The sequence below is a fragment of the Neobacillus kokaensis genome, assembly GCF_014656545.1.
Lineage (GTDB): Bacteria > Bacillota > Bacilli > Bacillales > Cytobacillaceae > Neobacillus > Neobacillus kokaensis.
Window position 1 is genome coordinate 20,948 of sequence record NZ_BNDS01000015.1, and the last position, 19,645, is coordinate 40,592.

Here is a 19,645-nt window from a genome sequence, read left to right on the forward strand (position 1 = left end):
TGAGGTAATCATAATGGCAAAGCATTTGTTGAAAAGGAACAAGCAAAAATATTAATTGCTACTCCCTCATGCCGCCAGCAAATAGGGACACCTAAAAGAAGCGAAAAAGATTCAAATTAGTGGAAAAGATTCATTTGCAATGCCCTGAAGTTCAAAGTAGGACCCCAATTCCATTTATTAAAGTTTGCCATATTTGGAAAACCTATTAGCTGTGATATTTGAAGTGCATCAATATGCAGGAAAAGATCAAACATTTTACGGTACTTTACCTAAACTCAAGTCCCTGACATGTAAGAATACACCCGTATTCAGCAACTGAATTTTCATCAATTTACCATGTAGGTGTATTCCCAAGATTCTAGCTCATTTTTAAATCATAATATTCTTAAAGATTTAAGATTAGATAAGCTAATTGAAATAAATTTAGGTCGAACTGGGTGTAAACTAACAAAGAAAGGATACAATTTTATTGTCAAAAACAAACATACAATCCTATCCCTTTGTGTACAGGGAGACGACTTTATAACCTTCGTCACAGCTTGGGGATATTTTCTCATTGATCTTATTAATGTAACCATCTTTTCTTACAGCATCCCCCGCTAACCTCTTGACTCTTCCCAAATCACTTACTTCATATATTCCTTAGTAATTAGGTAGGGGGTTCCATTTCACGATTTCCATACGTATATTTTCGCACCCTGAAAAATACCTGCTAGAAAAATAATACTAAGATCCCAATTAACCACCCTTATTAATATCATTATCAGTTACATCGCAAAACTTTACTTCTTTCGGTAATGAGTTAGGAGCTTTCATATACAGCTTACTAAGAAATTACAAAAGTTTAATAGTTCTCTCAGACAATATGTATTTCCCTTTTTCTGCCCGTCTGTATTGTAGACTCTGGGATTAATTAGGAAATTCACTACGGATTCGATTAACTAAACATCTTCATCGATTAATTCACAATTTTTGATTTTAATAACTTCTAACCAAACAGGTCCTTTTATTTTTTCACCTATATAAGCATCAAATCATCTCTACTACTAAGATTAATCAGCTATATTAAACTATATATATTTTGTACAAGTTTAGATAACGGTTTTTTTAAGAAATCCTCTTGATCAAGAGTATCACCGTAAATTAAATGCCTTACTTCTTCTTTATTCTGAAATAGATCTTGAAAATCATTATATAGTTCTTTAACCTTGGAATCTGAATATATAATTTTTTTTCTAAAAATTTCTTGGACAACATCTTTATGTATTGCATACTGAGATTCTATATGAAAGAGTTCCTTATTCTTTTGTAATAGTGAAGAACAATCAAATGTAATATCTAAATATTTGCTATCATATAAAAATTCTATCGACTTAATATTAAAATTAAAATTACCTAAATCATTTGAACTTACCTTATTATTATATGGTGAATAACTAATATCTAAATTACTTTTTATATGGTTACAAGTGGAACAAGACGGAATTAAATTATAAAATGATATAGCTAAAAAAGGATATTTTTCCTTACAATAAAAATGATCGATTTGGCAAGTACGTTTTACTCCCTTTCTAGAGTAATTAATATTATTAATATAATTTCTATTGCAATATGGACAAACTTTAACGTCTAATAATTCAACTAGACTTGCAGCAGAGTAATTTTTTTGTCCAAGTCCTCTTTTAGAATCAGCAAAATAATTAGTATACAAGGTATTACTAATATATTTAATTTCATCAGGAAATGCGGAAAATTTATAACTCTCTTTTATTTTAGTAAGTTCATCAAAGTCAGCTAAAATTACATCTTGAAAACCTTTATGTGATCCGTTAGATTTAAACCAATTATCAATCTTCCCATAAGAATATTTTAAACGGGTATTTTTTAAGTGATCTAATATTGAATTATAGTGTATCGCAGCCATTACATCTAAATCAGTATTCTGAATTGGAATCATATGCCTCAAGCTCCCTTAATTGTGCTTTCAATTGTGCAATTTTTTCTTGTCTTTCCTTTTTTGTAGCGTATTTTTCATCTCTCATTTTCTTAAGTTTTTTCTTAATTAGAGGTTCTCCTACTATACTAATAATATAATCAATATAACCTTTACTAAATTCTTCGTTATTATTTTTATCGTTTAAGAACTTTATTACCTCATTTATTTTTCTTTTTGCAAAACTTCCTATTGTACTTGACATAAAAAATTCATTAGAAAGTAAAGTATGAATATCGCTTGCAAAGGTCTCACCCAAATCAATGGAATGAATTAGTTTCCCTTCTCCTTCATTGTCTTTTGTAACTGCAATAATATTTTCTGAAGGTATATCTGAAATTAGAAAAGGTGAATGAGTTGTTATAATAAGTTGATATGTTTCATATCCATTCTCGATATCATTTAAAAATTCAATTAAATTGTCTATTAAAACTCTATTCCATTCAGGATGGAGAGAGAGTTCCGGCTCATCAAGAAGAATAATCAATTTCTCTTTACGATTGCCCTTAGGTAGGGTTAAACCGAAATATAAAGCTGAAAAAAGCGAAAGTAAAGCACTCTCTCCCGAACTTAATGGAAAATAAGAAATCTTAAATATTTTTAGTATGGAATAAATTTCTTCATCATTGAGAAACTCTAAACTATCAATTCCCTGTAGAAATCGCAATACGTTATTATTAGTATTTTTTGCATCTAATGGTATGGTAAGTGTATCCTTTCCAAAGAAATCCTCATTAATTTTATTTAAGACTATTATATATTCTTTAAAAATGGAATTTATAGTATTTATATTTATAGAATTATTGTATTGTTTGAACCTTTCAAGTAAGTATTCAATAATTTTTGTATAGTAATGTTCAGGAATTTGTTTTATTTCGTTGCTGATATTATTTTCAAATTCTTTAAGTTCAGTTATAAGGTTTTGTATATTCTCTGAGGATGCGGTTGTAGCATATGAAGCAATATAATATGCAAAGTTATACATCATTTTATTTAGAAAATGTTCTTTTAATTCTTTTTTTGTCTTTGGCTTCCTATTTGACATTTTACGTAAAATATCTATACTAGTGTGGAATTTTTTGATCGGCAGTTCTAAATCCTCATTATACATAATATCTAAATTTATAATTAAGGAAGCCGCAGCATTGTATTTAAACCTTCCAGTAGTAGCTTTTTCTTCAGCATTACTATATTCCTTATGGTTTAACTCGACCAACATCTTGTAAATAGCTTGATTTCCTGTATTTTTTTTATTTAAATTTAATCTACTAAATAAAATATTATCTTCAATATCTACAGCAAAACTTCTATATGATTGATAACTATAATTATCGTAGTTATAACGAAACTGTAAAAAACTTAATGATTTATGATAATCAGTTTTCAAATTATTCAATTGTAAAAATCCATTATATATTAGTGAATCATCAATTTTCTTGACGACAATACTATAGGGGTTTGAAACAGAACCATAATAGCTACCTTCTTCTGGAAAATCATCTAAAGATGAACTAATTAATTCTGTACCACTGCCTTCGATAGCAAATAAATTTGCTTCCAAATGATATACAATAAAATATTTTGCTTTACCAAAACCAAATCTGTCCTCTCTTCTCATTCCTAGTAAATCGATTACATTTGTTTTCCCAGAGCCATTAATTCCAATAATAGCTGTAATATTTGTTACTTTATCATTAAAAATTGAAGGTTGAACATCCCTATCAGCAATTATCAAACCATCGGATAATCTATCTTTATTAAAATTAACCTTAAATCTATTTGAAAAGCTATAACCTGTTTGACTTATGTTACGATATTGTTCAATCCAAAGGTAAACTAATTCCATTTCCAATCCTCCAAAAATAATAGATCCTTCCATCTCGAACTTGATTAATTGTGCCTAAAATGGAACGAAATAAATAATAAAAAAGCGGCTCAAACCCTTTATATGAAGGTATTTCTTCAAATAGTTTAAAATGGATAATAATTGCAACTTGGCACGAACTTGGCATGGTGTGAAGCATTATAAAATAAGGTCTTTGCTCATAAATTTCAACCCATGCCAATATTAATATATGGTCAAGAAGCCAAACCAAGCAGCATTTTTTGGCTGCTTTTTATTTGGCAATTATCTTAAAAGTTCAACCTCTTCACCACATTTAGCTGGGTCAAAGGTAATATCCATACCATCTCGAGGTACTGCATTTAAATTACCCATTTTATATTGATTAACAGGGTCCTGTATAAGAAGTAATTTGATACTCCCATTTGTAACCATTAATCTGTATACATAGTACCTGTCATTAAAAGTTGTAGCTGAGCTCCACTCATTCGTTGTAAGGTGAAATCTTTTAAAATCTAGAGGCTTAGAACTTGCAGTGGTTTTAACCTCAATTAACCTTTTTTCTCATCAATTCACAGGAGTTAATATCATATCCTACCGCGTAAGCAGCAGGAATTAATTTTATCAAATGTTTAAGGTCAGGTCTGCCTTCACCAGATATCCTTATTCTTTCGTGCTTTATTATTAAGCTTTCACCAACAGAACCAATTGCACCCGTTGATTCAAATCCCTCTTCTATAATTGAATCTAAGTCGCTAATCGTCTCTTTTAATTCCTCATATTGTTCTGTTTCAAAATATCCAAAATAAACATCCGCATCTCTATCATGGAACACTGCTCTGTCAAATTTCGGGTCAAAATTCGTTTGTTCTAATAGACCAGTATCCTTATACTAAAGATATTTTATGCCATTTACGAAGTCTTCTGAATGAATAGTTCTTTCCTGCTGGAGCTTGGATTCTAAATTGCGTTGTTAAGTATCTATTTACAAAGTCTTTAGTTGCTTCATTAAATTGGGCACGTGTTATATTGGCAAGGCGAATAGCTTGCAATACGTCATACATTAACACAATTTGACGACCTAATTTTTTTAAAGCCTCCAAGTGGTTCTCATCCTGAGCAAATCTTCCTTTATACACACTGTTAAAAGGTGCCATTTGCTTAGGAAATTTTCTGGAAAGCTTATGGATTCGTGAACAATTACAACATCATAATTTTCATCAGCATTAATCAGCTGTGTCGAGGTTGCAATTTTCAGGTTACTGTTGTTCATTCCATATACTCTAAAGATATCCTTTGCCGTTTGAATCCAATTAGGCTGCAAAACGACTGCTATTCGCTGATTAGGTTTATCACTCAACAGCTTAGCGACCTAATGAGTCAGCAACACGGTTTTTCCAGTTCCTGCATCACCATTAATCACAAAGCTTTTATCAGGATTTGTTTCAATCAACCTTAAGATAGTCCAATTGCTGTTTTGTTATTTCTTTGATTGGGCTATATTTGACCAGTGCTTCATTGCGCAACTTTTCCTATAATCGGTGTGCTTACCCATCCATTAGGGTATAGCTCTTTTTCCCAAAAAGGCAAAATAACTTCTGTAGCAACCTTTTCTCGTTCTCGGTAGTCATTAACACCGTTGCCATTTGTCCGATTAATAATCTCATCATTATCAAATTGAACCCGCTACTTTCTAGATTTTGAATTGTCGGCCATAAAATAGGTTATCAACTGGCTTTCGACATCATCTAATATCAAACAGAAGCAATTGTTATTCCACTTCTGTCGTTCCAAAGTAAATGTTCTCTTTATCAAAAATGAGTTCGATTGGCTGATTATATAGTTTGTTAACTGTATTAATGTTTTCAACGAAAGGTCGGATGTAATCGTTCTGCTTTTCTTTAAATTGTTCCATAGTCCGCTCTGTTCTCTCTGAACCTTTCTTTTCTAGTTTTTTGCTAATAAATATAAAGGGCCCGCCTAATAATACTTTGCTAATGTCTCGTTCCTTTATTAAATTATCGCCTACATCTCTGCTAAAGCTTGTCAATCCCTTTAACCCTTTGGACTGTATTGAGGACTGAGAATAACCTTCAATTTGGTCATAGCACATAGTGTAGAGTTCACGATACTTAAGTGAATAATCATCTATTTTTTTAGAAATACCATCAAGATAGGCTGACTCAAAGTTTTCTAAAAGAATTACTTCAAGGAATGAAGAAAAGGAATACAAATATAAAGCAAGTAGGTAGTCTTTAAACTCAGACTGAATTTTTTTTAGTAGCTTTTCTACCCATTGATCCGAATAAACAAAAGACGACTTCTTATTTATTTCAGTAGTTATCAGGGCTCTGTATAAATCAATTTTTCTTTCTGCCTCCTGCTTGATACGCAGGACTATATTATAATTGCTATTTTTATATGTATCGTTGTTCCAGTTGTATTTATAATTATTAAGAACATCGATCAAAAAATTGAGATCACCTTTAAGATCGGACCTCTCTTTTTGAAGAAGAAAATCAAGGATCTCTTTCTGCATTTCTTGAATATTGTCGAGTTTTTTATCAATGGTCGCTAGAGTCGCAGCCATAAACAGCATTGTTGGATTGCAGACAAGAGGATTCAACACGGCCTGTCCGCCACCTACTGCACCGTTTTCCTTCAAAACGCTACCTAAGTATCCAGAACCATTTTTAAATTCTGCTAGGTGTCCACCTTTTGGGATCGTTACTTGATATAATCCACTTGTAGCTCCACCTCCATTTATGACATTTCGAAACGCCGCTGTCAAAGGCTCAAAGGCAGTCCCGAGGGTTTTAACTCGCGAGAGAGGCAGCTTTGTGTATTTAGCTACACAGATCTGTTCTTCTATAATGGCAGGGTAAAATTCAACATCTGTCATTGTCATTGCTTTTACAATTTCGCTTTTCCGCTTAGCGATTTCGTTAGTTGTTTCAAATTTATCTGACATATCTTACTCTCACCTTTTTCTTAATGTTCCGCAATTTATTCTATACCTTATGATTAACATTTTCTTAATGATTGCCAGATACCAGGACTAAATCTTTAATAAATTAACCACACTTCCCATTCTCCAAGAGATTATATCTAAACTGATTGCTATAATGACTAAACTTCCAACTTTTATAACCTCTAATTGTTCTTTATTCACAAATTTATCCCCAAATTAAATATCTTTGGGACTTGCCCTTAGCTAATAAGGGAATTCTCTAATTATTCGTCTCAAGGGTTATCATATAATGATTGGGAATATAGATTTCACAGCCGTCCATAGTTTTTAAAGCTAATAATCCGACTGGAAGTTTTATCCATTAAGACGTAATATAATTTAGCATCAATTTTAAATTTGTTACTGACGATTTATATATTTCAATGAAAACTTTGTACATATCATCCATATTCCAATACTTTTTTTATTTGAAAAACTGACATCAAGACCTCATAGTTAGCTGCAAACTTCATAAAATCTTCTATTTGTTTGTCAGTTTCATTTTGAATACTTGCCTCAGGAAATTACGTCACCTTCATTAGCCAAACTCCTTAAATATAGTAAAAGTTCGCCATCTTGAAGTAAAATCCTTCTTCAACTAAACTCCCTCTATATAGAAAGGGGAATTTCTCGATTTCTCTTGTTTTCTCCGAATTACGTAGTAGTCTATTTTAAAATTCATTTGAATGTTGGAAGAGTTGTGTACCAAGGGATAATTTTGGGTGCAAAGTGAAAAAACAATTAATAGCTACCAAACCAACCTCATCCAAAAGGTCGATATATAGGTAAAGTATGGTCGCACTGGTGGATCTCCACTTTTCTCATGGAGGTCAACCCTCCCATTTCTCACAGAGTCTTTGCTCCAAAATTCCTTCGTCCAACCTTTCCTTGAGGTGGATGTCAGTCATGCTGCCCGACAGGGTCTTTGCCGGTACTTTAGTTGTTTTACTGACTAATCCGTGCTCCAAATGTTTAAAACGATCACTCTACTAAATAATTTCAATCAAAAGAAATTTAAGCTGCTTTCTGTAATTCCGCCATATTAGGAATGTCCCTTAACATAGGCTCTTCACTAAATTCACATTGCTTTTAACCGATGGTAAACAAAATTCGTATAAGCTTGTTACATATTGCAATCAGCGATTGCATCTTTTTTAAAGGATTATTTGGGCGTTTTGTAAAATACTCATGTAAAGCTTTAAAAGCGGTATTCTTAGCCACCAGAGGCATAGCAACACGGAAGAAGAGAGCTCTTAAAGTCTTCCTTCCTCTCTTGGTAATTTTGGTTTGTCCTTTATGCTTACCTAATGTATTTTCCTTTAAACTAAGCCCAGCTAATGATAATCTGCCTTTGGGTGGGAATAGTAACTTAGGTCTCCTACCTCTGAAAAAAAGCCTGCAACCGTGTCTTTCTCTATTCCCTTAATCGCCAACATTTGTTCAACACCTGGAATGATTCATGCATATTTACTCTCTTTCTAATAAACTATTCCAATATCAACTCAATATTTTCTGAATATTCAATCATAGTTATTATTACCTATAATATTATATTAAGGTACTTCTATATTCAATCTTTTTCGCAAACGATGGGGCTAATTCTGAAGCAAAGATTCGTTCAAGGTAGGTTCACCCCTTTACTTTCATGGTACTAAAAAACCGACTGATTTATTAATAAAATCAGTCGGCTATATAAGAATATTAATATTGTTTTTGAGAAACACTCTATGCCAAAAAATTTGGCGGCTTTACAAAGTTTAGACTTTATTCCTTAAAATGAGTTTCCCAATTTCAAAAATTGCAGCAAACTCAACAGATGCAACTTCATCTACTTTTTGCTTATCTTTTATTCTCCTAAAGTATTGTCCATCAGTATATAATTCTTCGTAAATAGGTGCTAGATTTAATTCTGCCGTAACATACATAGGCGCTTCATTATTAATAATATTCATTACAGTTGAATGGTTACCATTGGTTACATATCCAATATTCAAAGGGTGAATAAGAACAACTCTATGATTCAAAGGGTCCTGTTTCCATTTATATCCTACCTTTTCACCGATATTATTAAACGCATCCAATAAGCGATTGCATTTCCAAGGAAAAGCAAATATAAGAGAGTCTGAGGGATGAATTGTAGTTTTTTTCTTGCAGCTAGTATAATTTATAAAATTGCCTGTTTCATCTGTTTTTTTAAATCGAAAATACTTATTTCCATTTTTGAAAAATAGATGTTCAATAAAAAAAGCCGAATTATTTGATAAAGGTACTCCTTTAATACACAAATTTACCACTTCAAATTGGTACGGCTTTCCTAAAGAATAAATAAGGTCGTATATACGATGAGGGTTATCACTTTTCAATATTGTAGTAGCAACGAATAAAATATTTTTATAATTTTGAAGGTGTTTTTCATTTTTAGTATTTTCTTCATTATTAATATTTATCTTTTTGGTTCGGAAAAAATTTAGCATGATTTTCTCCTTTTTACTTTTAATATAGTATGATTACAACCTTATTTTTAAAATTAATACAAATTGAGATTAATTTACCATTTTCTTTTGTTAATAGATTAAAAAGGTTTTGTTGAAATGAAAACATATTTATTAAGGAATTTTATAACCTATATTATTACTTCAATATTTACAACTATTTTTATAGCATCTCGATTTATTAATGAATATTCCGAAACATTTTATACATTGCTATTTGTGGCTTCTTATGTATTTCTACTTGTTTTTATGTATGGTTTACTATCATCATTAATTTCTGAAAGCCCTAAAATGAAAAATTGGTGCATATCCTTTTTTTGCAGGATAGCACCCTTTTCTTGAATAAACAAGAATGTTATATTACCTGGTATTTTGAAAGATCATTTATGTTATCTTATTATTAAACTTTTTGACTTTGAGTCCAAAATAGCTATTAACTCATCTTTTGTTCCATAGCACTGTTCAATTTCATTGTGTTGCATTGAATTTAATAAAAATCCCTACTCGATAAAGATAAATCGCATACAGCGAGTGTTACCTTGTTATCTCTTCTAGTTAATCCCTTTTAAAATCAAGCTCTTTTGCGATACCTCTTAGATGGCCGTTAAAAACCCCCTTTTCTTGTAGCAAATCCAAAACTGCTACTAGATGTTCCTGCGGGATATCCAATGTTGCGGATTGTTCACTGATTGTTGGAGCTTTTTCACCAGCTTCCGGCTCGTATGTGTACTCAATAGTTAATTTTGCGCTTTTAAATACTTCTTTCATGAATCATACCCCTTTTTTTAAATTATTTGATAAACTCTGCCTATTATTATAATGGAAAAAAGAAAGCTTTTATACTTTCTCTCTCTTATCCTATCAAATTTTTTATAATTTCAGATTGTTTTCCCTGATGTATTTTTCTAGCTCCAGCAGCGTTACTCCTGTTTCCTTCTCAATTTCAGAAGGAGTCTTATCTAATAATGAACACATAATGTAGGCCAGGTAAAAATTCTTTTCTCGATTTCCGAAAATCTCATCTTGGAAAAAAAATTCTTCCTGGGACTTTCTTCTTTATCCTTGATCCCATTGAAAAGATATTGAAATTCGTTTAAAAGTTCAGCCATTGTTTTATCGGTATTTAATCCATATTCTTCAGCATATTCCTTTTCAATTTTGGCCATCATTTCATCCCATCTCTTTTGTGAATCGCTCATTTTTGTAGCTCCTTTGTATTTTTTTCTTAATTACTGACCGGAATACTATGAAAAATACACCATCGCCAAGATACAATCCCTAACTTAGTATCACCTTCATAGTTTAACACTCGTTGATCCATCGGTTACTAGCTATGAAAATATCTTTTATCTGGTCAACACTATTAGAACTTTATTTGCTTTACTAGGATTCATTAATACATATAATAGTATTCTTGATGCGTTTTTATTTATATCAATCTCTAACCAATCACGTAATGTAATATTATTGATTACCTTCTTTATACTGGCTTTTTTAACTGTAGCATATGGAGGATATGCTTCCATACCTCACCCCAATTATCATTTTTAACATATTAAATAAGAAGCCACTATTTTATTGTTTAGTGGCTTCTTATTTTAAAATGGTTAGAATTTTTTAGTAACCCGTTCCTTTGTTGATTGCATTTACAACACCGAAAGAATCTTCACTTGATAAGAATGGGACCTGAGCAAAGATTAAATTAGATTCCCCTGAAAGCCTTGCTGCTAAATGACCCTTATCTAATAATCTTTCCGCACCTTTTTCTCCTAAAGCAATTTCAGAGGTGCCTGAACTTTCTACTTTAAGAATTAATCTGTTACCTAAATTATCTCTTAGCTGGACTGGTAATGCGTCTTTATCCGGTCTTTGTGCAGCAAATATGAGGTGGATTCCAGCAGCCCTTGCTTTTACACCTAACCTCTGAACAGATGAAGAAACAGTATTTTTATATTCATCTACTAGCATCCAATCAGCAAATTCATCATGTATCATAAATATTAAAGGCATTTTCTGACCTTCAGGGGCTTTCTTATTATATTCCTTAATATTTGGAACTTTATTTTCTCTAAATGTCAGATAACGACTTTCCATCTCTGTAACTAATGATTCTAAGACTGTAGCAGCTTTATCTTGGTCAATAATTATGCCTTCTGTTAAATGAGGTAAGTCCTCTAAGCTTTGGTAATCAACCCCAAATTTTGGGTCAATTAGATAAACCTGAGCCATTTCTTTTGAATTTGTAGCACAAATATCAAGAATAAGATTTTGTAGCAATATAGACTTACCACTCCCAGTAGCACCTGCTATAAGAGTATGGGGTGCGTGTTGTTGTAATCCTTCAAACGCCCCACCAAGGTTCAAATAAAGTAACTCCCCATCCACTTCCTTAACACCTATAAGGAAGTTCATATTCATACCAGGCATAATTTGTTCCACTTTACGTCTCTTCCAAAGATCTCGCAAATAAATAACTTCACGCTCTGGCCTTGCGATAAATACAACTATTTCACCAGGTCTTCCTACCACATTTAATACTTGTAGGGCATGAGTGGTCAATAACTGTGACTTCTTCCTCTCAATGTCCTCAACTTTGAGATTATCAGAACCTTTAAGTCTAATAATTCCTGAGTTAGGTGTTAATCGTGAGCCCAATACTTTTGCCTGTAAGTTATATGACATTAAAGCTGTTTTTAGTTTGCGTTCTACTTCGTTTAACCATTCCTCAGAACCATTTTCCACCATTTGTGAAACACCCGTATCTACCCATTCTTCCAAGTAAGAGCCTCCCCAAAATTCTGACGGCTCAACTCCAACAGATTCATCATTATCACTTTCTTCTGTTCCTGTAGACTTATTTTGCTCACTATTATTCATTACATCTGAAGATGTATTTTGTTGATTTTGCTCAGTTTGGCTCTGAAAAGACCCACTTTCATTTTCATCCTCTGTTTCTTCTGAATTACCCTCAGGTGGCAATTCTGCAAGTACAGTTTCCCATGGTCTTTCATCCCCAATTCCATTTCGGATAGGTGTTAACTGCTCATTTTTATTAATTCCTAATACAAGTTCTCTAACTTTTTCTCTATTGTATACCTCTTGATAACACCCTTCTAACTCAGTTATCTGTATTTGTTCACAATCTAAATTACTATCATCGGATGAACTCGACACAAATACATGGGAATAACCTTTTAAATCAATTGGTATATCTCCATTTCTAATCCCTTCCCTCCATTCCTCTAATGACAGGGAAGATTCTTTAGTAAATTCTACACCTTCAACTAGCAAATCACTTATTCTTGCAAGCCAGAGATCCTTGTCTAATCTCGTAGGGCTACCAAAGAGGGCATTATTAATTCTTAATACAGTATCTTTTAATTGTTTTCGAGATATTTTTTTGGAATTTGCTAATCCTTTAATATCAATATACTTGCATTCAGTAATTATCACTTGAAGATAGAAATTACCATTTTCTTCTTTAGGACATAAGGCTAATATATCTGCAATTTGCTCTTCTTTCTTACCTAACCAAGAAGCGTAATCATCTAGGAAGAACCAACCGATTGATTCTGACTGTCCAAGCTCAGATTTAACTAATGCTTTACTCAGTACCACTCCAAGAAGTTCACTAGCGAACTTCCCACGTTTGGCTGCTCTTAAAACAATATCTCCAGATAACATATTAGCTTCATTAATAAATGTTTCTGCAAGTTTTACAAGTTCAGATTCCGATAGGCCAAGATTTAAAGAGCTCAACCTTCTTTTAACTAAAATTTGCAATAGATTCAGTTTTGATTTTGTTGATACTACTAAGTTGGGACCATTTGATTGACTATGCTGATATTTTATAACATTAACACCCTGATTTCTTAATAACCTTTGATCAAGCAATTCATCATAATTAGCAACCCATTCTCCAATTTTATGGGCTTCGTCAAAAATGCTTCTTGTTTCGTCATTTTGAAATGATATCTGTCTTGATGGTAAGTAGTAATTATCCTGATCATATTCATTAACGTCACACACAGCTTGGATTGCTTTTAAATAAGACCATCCCACTGAAGGTTGGCTAGGACAAACTAAATAAGCTGTGGACTTTAATTCATCCTTTACAGAAGGTCTTCTTCTTGACCATCTTGTAGGATAATGTGTTAATAGATCCGGTATTGCACTCTTCTTTACAGGAGACCAAACAAATTTCGCTTCACGAGATATGACTTCTTGTAAAAACACAATATCTGAAGGCTTCTCTTCATTTAAACCATCTACTGGAGCTGTATCTGCCATTACACCAATTCTAAGCCTAGCCATAAAATCACGTGATATTTCACTAGCAACAAAAGTATCAGCATCTTCATCTGTGCTTTCAACCATCTTCATGTATAGTTCACTAAGTTTCTCTAAGTTACGATGACGTAATACAACTTGGCAACGAATATCGTCATTTTGGTCTCGAAGAGTTGATAAAGAATCCACAATTGCTTTAGGTAATCTTGTTGAATCGCAATTATAGAGAACCACACCTAGATTAGTACTTTCATGTGGTTGCAGCTCAACATATTTTTGAACTAGGTTATATACTTTTGAACTTGCCTCTTTTGGATCTTCATTAGTTTGTAGATTATTAAATTTCCTAACAGGTATCTCCATTAGGCTATACTCATTAACTGAATCCGATATTGACAAAAGTTCTGGCTCTTTACCTCTAAAACTATAAGTGACTTCAGGATAATATGGTTGGGTGAAGTCATGCCTTAAATCTGAAAAGAAAAGTTTCGAGTCACCAAAATCAACTTCTTCGGAATCAAGAATCGTTTTAATTAAATTCTTAAACTGAATTGCCTTAATTGCTAATGAAGCTAAACGCATTGGGTGCCAAGGAGTAATAATTGACATTGGTTGATCCCCATTAATATGAACATTACCTAAGTTAAGTATGGGTTGCCATAATTCAACCCTATTTATATCACTTGTAGCATGTAGTTGTAATGACTGAAGAAGTTTATCATATGCATTGCACTGTAATATTAATGATTCTGCTGAAAGCCCTTCTTCTATAAAATCATTTATCGACTGCTTATACTTTTGTGAGAATTGTTCCCAAGCGAATTTAACTTGTGTATATGCAGTATCTAATAAGCGACCTTCTTCAAAGGCTGTTTTAAGATTCTTATCAAAAAGTTTGCTTATATCGTTATTTGAATTATATTTTGCTATAAGAGACCCTCTATTTTGTCCATACACGGCTTGTAATGTACCGACATCATTTAAAGAAACTCCTTGTAATTTACCTTTTTTACTTATTGGGTTCTTAGATACTTTGGAAAGAGGAAATGGATGTTTCCTTAGTCTCGACAAATCCTTATGTAGTTCTGCGCCGATTTTATTTGGGTCACCTTTCCAAATTAATTGAACTTGATGTGAGGGATGGACTTCATCCTCATATTCTAACTCAACATAAAATTTTATCTGAGTAGCATTCTGTGATACCGAGTTATTTTCTTTATATTTGGGTTTACTCTTGGCATCTTCTATAAGCTCATCATAATTGAATAGCCAGTGTACGTCCCAATTCATATTTGGTTGCGTTAATCTATCTAAACCTCTATATCTTGTACAAAAAAACAGGCCAATGTCGGTGTTCAATTCAAGCCATGAACTTTTACTACTTTTTTTATGTGTTTTAATCCTTAATGTTTTTTTACCTGCAATACTTCCACTTTGTGAAAAAAGCCGTTCTATAGCTTCCAATAAGCCAGCAATAAAATCATCAGATTCTATTGGTTTACCATATACAAATCTATCCCACTTTGATTTTAAGGAACGGTTAGCATCCAGTTCTTGACGGTGACTTTCGAAAAACTCCATATCCTCCTCATTAGGTTCAGAACTTGTCCTCTTTGATAGAGTTTCTAAGTAATCGAAGTCATCTTGTGTAAGGGTATCGGAGTGTTCATCTATTAAATGTTCTAGCGTTTGGGTACCTAAATCTACTTTTTTGGCTTTTATTCCAGAGAAAAAAACATAAATATTGTCAAGCTCCCACTCATAATTTGCCAGTTCAGCTGCTTCCTGAGTCCAACCTGATTTTGCCTGAATAAATTTTTCAATAGATTCCTTGGCATAATCAGGAATGTCATCCTCAACCTTTTTATAAGAAGATTGCAAGTCATCATTATCAATTACTTCTCTGTTGGGATATTGTTTAACTAAGTAGCATGCTCGTTTTGTTATTGCAGATTGATAAAGATCTGCCCATCTTTTTTTGTGACCTAAGAATTTATCCGGAATGGCTTCAAAAAATGCTGAATCCCGCGGAAGTCTTAAAGATGGTAAAGCCCATCCTAATGCTGTTATTATTGGTACACTGTCACGAATAATCTTGCCTCTAACTTCAACAACATACTGACTAAAACGCTCTAAGCTATATTCACTAATTGACTGTAAGCCATTTATCGCCTGTTTCCATATTTTTTTCTGTTCGTCTGTAAGAGCTAAACCCGAACTTGCAACGTTAACCCATATATCTGGATTACTTTTTAAATCCTTGGCACCAATAGTTGTAATATCTCTTAATGATTGTCCTTGGTCATCGTTAGTGTTTGCCAAAATGATTGCTGGTTTATCTATTGGAGCATTTCTCCAATAAGTTGTTTTTTCTTCCGTAATAATATCTGGTGGTAATTGATACTCCTCTACTAGTTTACTTGGAACTTTAATCTCAATATAGGAGCTTAACTCTGCATCATCTAATATTTCTTTACAAATTCGAGCAACTTGTCTTCCCGTTAATCTATCTAAAAGAAAACGGGCTAAACCCTCAGATTCAACATCTGTCCTGAAGTTAGACCTGAGGTATTCAGTTGCTACTTTACCGATTAAATCTAACTCATTCATTTAATTTACTCCTCTAACATATGGATTTTCAACATAGGCGCAAGCATCCGATAACCTTTTCAAAAGTCCCATGCTTGATAGTCTCTGTTCAAGTCTAATTGCGTTTTCAGAAAATGCCTCTTGATCTGCATCCCCCTCTTCCCACAAAGACTTAGCTTGACGGTCACCAATTACAAAACCATATTTCTGAAATAGACAATCTAGAAATTCTTGAAACTCCATTTTTGAGCTAACATTACTTAAAACTAGTGCCTTCAATAAAGTATCCGTAGGGGCATACCTTAATCTTCTACTACTTCTTTTTGAAACTAAACCAATTTCTTTTCCCCACACTCTATGGAAATTTTGAACATGTTGTTTATGTCTTATTGCAACTTTTTTTGAGAGCTCTTCTAATAAGCCTTCTGGGGTTGTTGCTGATGAACTTTCTACATCTTTCCAATAGAAAACATTCTCGATTAACCCTTTTGCAGCTTCAAATGGTTCATCAGATAATTCCACTTGTTTCCAGGCATCGGTGTTCTTGATTCCAAATATATACTCTTCAATTGCTTGTTTGGATAGGTTATTGTTTTCTGAGTATGAATTAGCAGCTAAATCCCGTATTATTGTTTTTTGTGGTGCAATAATTTCTAAAACGAAAGATGTTTTTTTATTGTTAACTAATACCTCTTTAGAACGATTTAAAAAATAAATTAATAAATGCAATCCAGTGATATTTACCAAATGAGGAAAAACATCATAGTTTGGCATATTACATTTAAAAAGATTAAGCCAATCTTCTGATAACAAGTCATATTCCGATAAACTTGCAATTGGTAGATATCCACCGTCTCGCGGTTGTCCACCAAACCGTTCAACACTTGGTTGAAGTTTTGCAACAAGTCTATTAAGTGGTGATTTCCCATCGAGTATTTTTTCTCCTAAGTGCCTTAGGATTTCATTTTTGTTAGAACTTCTTGAGAGCATTAAATAAAGCAACTCACCTGTTCGTCCAAAAAATCTTCTATCATTACTAGTACTTGACCCTGTTACTCGGACATCTTCATATAAACAATCTGGGCCATAGGGAAAAATAAACTGAGAACTCCACCTCTTATTATTTTCTCCTTCGATTGTTGTTGTTTGTAGAAATTTAATTATATCTACAAAGTCTTGAAAATTAGGAAAGCTATCTTTTAAATAGGAAAAGTCTGCTGAACCCAATCCACCCTTTTTATCGTTCATTTCTTCAATCCACTTTTTCCATTGTGCATTATTATCATTTTCGTATTCCTTCTCAATTATCTGCATTTGAGGATTATTAAATAAAATATTTCTTAAATACATACGGGAGTAGGCAATATATTTTAGGGTGTTATAATTATCTTCCTGGAATGCCCGACCTTCGTTATATTCAGATTGAAGAACATTCAAAAATTCCATAAGACATAGCCAGGGTGTTTGTTCATCATAAAGACGATGGCCCCAGATAGCTTCGTCCACCCACATTCTAGGTGAATCGAAACCATTAGGTCGTGGTAATCTATCTATCATTCAAATTCAACCTCCACTGAACGGGTATAGAGCATCCCTTCGTTATTTAATCGAAGGAGTTCTAATACAAGTCGGTCCGAATCATATTCATCAGCGCCTTCTAATTTTCTACGAGCTTCTAGTTGATTTATTAATCTACTTTTAAATGCAAGGAGGTCCTCATAACATTCCCTTGAAAAACTTCCGGGAAGTTCACCTTCAGCTACCCTAGAAATAAACTCATATCTCACTAAATGCAATTTAAGGCTTACTGGTCTTATTTCAGGACTTAAGGACATTTTAACTGATAACAGCGGTTTCCCATTTTCAAGCGTAATATCTACACTCTCTCCTCTACTCGGTCTAACAGATATCTCAGATTCAAAGACTCTACTAATTTTGGATTGTGAATGACTTCCTGAAGTTGATAGAAAAATCTTATCTGTATCCTTAGTAAGTAATCCTGTTGATATTCTGTTTATTCCTTTTACTAACCTGGATAGGATTTTGGGCTGAACCCTTTTTTCATTCCCTAATCTTCGATAAACACTCTCTAGGAACTCTCCGGCATACTTGAAGGTAGTTAAATCCCATATTTTAATTTCTTCTACATCATTATCGTCAACAGAGAAAAATAATCTTTGTCTTTGTGATCTCAATCTACCTATAAATTCCTGGCTTTCTTCTTTATCTACATCGCCCTCTAGGTATGATTTTTGGTGCGCTTTAAATGTTTCATCTGCACCATAATAAGTATCAGATAGCATATATTTATCGTATAAGTTAAATAATTCAGGTTCGTCATTTCCATAAATGAGCATATTATCAATTAAATTATTACTTTCAGTACCAATACCAAAACGATTGAGAATTGAAAATATTTCGGTCTGTTCCCGTCTACGCGGATTTAAATTTTCTCCAAATATATTTCTATAGATACTCGCTTTTGAAGCTGAATTATCTTCTAATATTTTGGGTATTTGATTACAGCTCATCAGTTTATCTTTCGCCTCAGGATGACCTAATATCATATTCGAAACTAATAACAAAAGATGCCTTATTGGTATATGAACTTCATTTAGTTCACACAATTCTAGTAGGTTCGTTAATCTAGATTTAAGAACATTGTTATCATCTGTTCCTTTCAAGCGCTTCCTATTCTCCCAAATAGGACATGTACTTTCTCTGTATAAACAATTTCCACACTCATTCCAACCTGGATGCTCAACCACAGATTTAACAACTTTTTGGAAGGTCCTGGCGGAGTTTGTTCTACTTAAATTTATTAACTGCAAGTTGTAATCAGGGTGCTCTTCCTTTTCATTAACTAATAAATCCTCTATTATTCCGGTTACTTCAGCTACATCATATGTATAATCGGCCTTTTTCCAAGCCTCAATAAGCTGCCCATCGTTTGCCGCAACAAGAAATACTTTATTACCACCATTTTTAATTGAGTCGGCCAAATTATTAATAATGTTTTTATCTTCTTCTGATAATTCACTTAGATCCTTAATAAAGAATATTGTTTTTTCTGGTAATTCCAATGATTTTATTGTGTTCCCATTATCCCAAACTTCCTTTGGACCCCCGAGTGCAGTCCAGACTTCTCTACAATAGAATGTTTTCCCATCTCCAGCGGTTCCTGTAAGGATGATAGTCTGTGGGTAACCTGAATTAAAGTTTTCTATTAAATTTGGCAAGTACTCAGGTTCTACCTTAATTGGTTCCATTCCTTTTCTTTGTATAGAACGTTGGATTGCTTCGTCATACATATTATCATTCCTTGGTATTGGACCATATTGCCTAAGAAAGTTTATCCAACTTGACTGGTATGTTGTCACGTTTAGTCCCCCTTTATCCTTTTACTCTCGTATATTATTATTCTAACC

At 33.0% G+C, this 19,645-nt stretch carries 14 protein-coding genes and 1 pseudogene; all 15 read right to left on the reverse strand.

The window, feature by feature from the left end; all coding sequences use genetic code 11:
* Positions 1 to 492: 492 nt before the first annotated feature.
* Positions 493 to 639 (reverse strand): NUMOD4 domain-containing protein, encoded by a 147-nt coding sequence (locus IE222_RS26945; protein WP_370465061.1) that lies wholly within the window; start codon positions 637 to 639, stop codon positions 493 to 495.
* 421 nt (positions 640 to 1,060) lie between these two features.
* Positions 1,061 to 1,957: a hypothetical protein gene (locus IE222_RS16425; protein ID WP_191274644.1), complete on the reverse strand. Its 897-nt coding sequence runs from the start codon at positions 1,955 to 1,957 to the stop codon at positions 1,061 to 1,063.
* Positions 1,935 to 3,839 carry an AAA family ATPase gene (locus IE222_RS16430; RefSeq protein ID WP_191274645.1) on the reverse strand — a complete coding sequence of 635 codons (1,905 nt, stop codon included), beginning with the start codon at positions 3,837 to 3,839 and terminating at the stop codon, positions 1,935 to 1,937. Before IE222_RS16430 ends, IE222_RS16425 begins: the two co-directional genes overlap by 23 nt.
* A 282-nt stretch (positions 3,840 to 4,121) precedes the next feature.
* A complete protein-coding gene (locus tag IE222_RS26950) occupies positions 4,122 to 4,388 on the reverse strand; it encodes a protein NO VEIN domain-containing protein (RefSeq protein WP_191274765.1) in 267 nt (88 codons plus the stop codon).
* The gene (locus IE222_RS16440; RefSeq protein WP_191274647.1) at positions 4,384 to 4,671 is read right to left on the reverse strand and encodes a hypothetical protein; all 288 of its coding nucleotides are present in this window, start codon (positions 4,669 to 4,671) and stop codon (positions 4,384 to 4,386) included. The genes IE222_RS26950 and IE222_RS16440 overlap by 5 nt, the downstream gene beginning before the upstream one ends.
* Positions 4,672 to 4,723: 52 nt before the next feature.
* Entirely contained in the window at positions 4,724 to 4,939 is a 216-nt protein-coding gene (locus tag IE222_RS26435) for a hypothetical protein (RefSeq protein WP_223282752.1), read from the reverse strand.
* Positions 4,927 to 5,196, reverse strand: coding sequence for a hypothetical protein (locus IE222_RS26440; protein WP_223282753.1), 270 nt, complete (start codon positions 5,194 to 5,196; stop codon positions 4,927 to 4,929). The genes IE222_RS26435 and IE222_RS26440 overlap by 13 nt, the downstream gene beginning before the upstream one ends.
* Positions 5,197 to 5,607: 411 nt before the next feature.
* Positions 5,608 to 6,807 carry a hypothetical protein gene (locus IE222_RS16450; protein ID WP_191274650.1) on the reverse strand — a complete coding sequence of 400 codons (1,200 nt, stop codon included), beginning with the start codon at positions 6,805 to 6,807 and terminating at the stop codon, positions 5,608 to 5,610.
* 1,053 nt (positions 6,808 to 7,860) lie between these two features.
* Positions 7,861 to 8,300 (reverse strand): annotated as a pseudogene (locus tag IE222_RS16455) (transposase); the annotation flags it as partial.
* 303 nt (positions 8,301 to 8,603) lie between these two features.
* The gene (locus IE222_RS16460) at positions 8,604 to 9,320 is read right to left on the reverse strand and encodes a DUF6710 family protein (protein WP_191274652.1); all 717 of its coding nucleotides are present in this window, start codon (positions 9,318 to 9,320) and stop codon (positions 8,604 to 8,606) included.
* Between the two features lie 573 nt (positions 9,321 to 9,893).
* The gene (locus IE222_RS16465) at positions 9,894 to 10,106 is read right to left on the reverse strand and encodes a hypothetical protein (protein ID WP_191274654.1); all 213 of its coding nucleotides are present in this window, start codon (positions 10,104 to 10,106) and stop codon (positions 9,894 to 9,896) included.
* A gap of 191 nt (positions 10,107 to 10,297) precedes the next feature.
* Entirely contained in the window at positions 10,298 to 10,537 is a 240-nt protein-coding gene (locus tag IE222_RS16470) for a hypothetical protein (protein ID WP_191274655.1), read from the reverse strand.
* A 418-nt stretch (positions 10,538 to 10,955) separates the two neighbouring features.
* On the reverse strand, positions 10,956 to 16,238 hold the full coding sequence (locus IE222_RS16475) for an FtsK/SpoIIIE domain-containing protein (RefSeq protein WP_191274657.1): 5,283 nt from the start codon (positions 16,236 to 16,238) through the stop codon (positions 10,956 to 10,958).
* Positions 16,239 to 17,774 (reverse strand): methylation-associated defense system protein MAD7 family protein, encoded by a 1,536-nt coding sequence (locus IE222_RS16480; protein WP_191274659.1) that lies wholly within the window; start codon positions 17,772 to 17,774, stop codon positions 16,239 to 16,241.
* Positions 17,771 to 19,597, reverse strand: coding sequence for a hypothetical protein (locus tag IE222_RS16485; protein WP_191274661.1), 1,827 nt, complete (start codon positions 19,595 to 19,597; stop codon positions 17,771 to 17,773). The genes IE222_RS16480 and IE222_RS16485 overlap by 4 nt, the downstream gene beginning before the upstream one ends.
* Between the last annotated feature and the right edge of the window lie 48 nt (positions 19,598 to 19,645).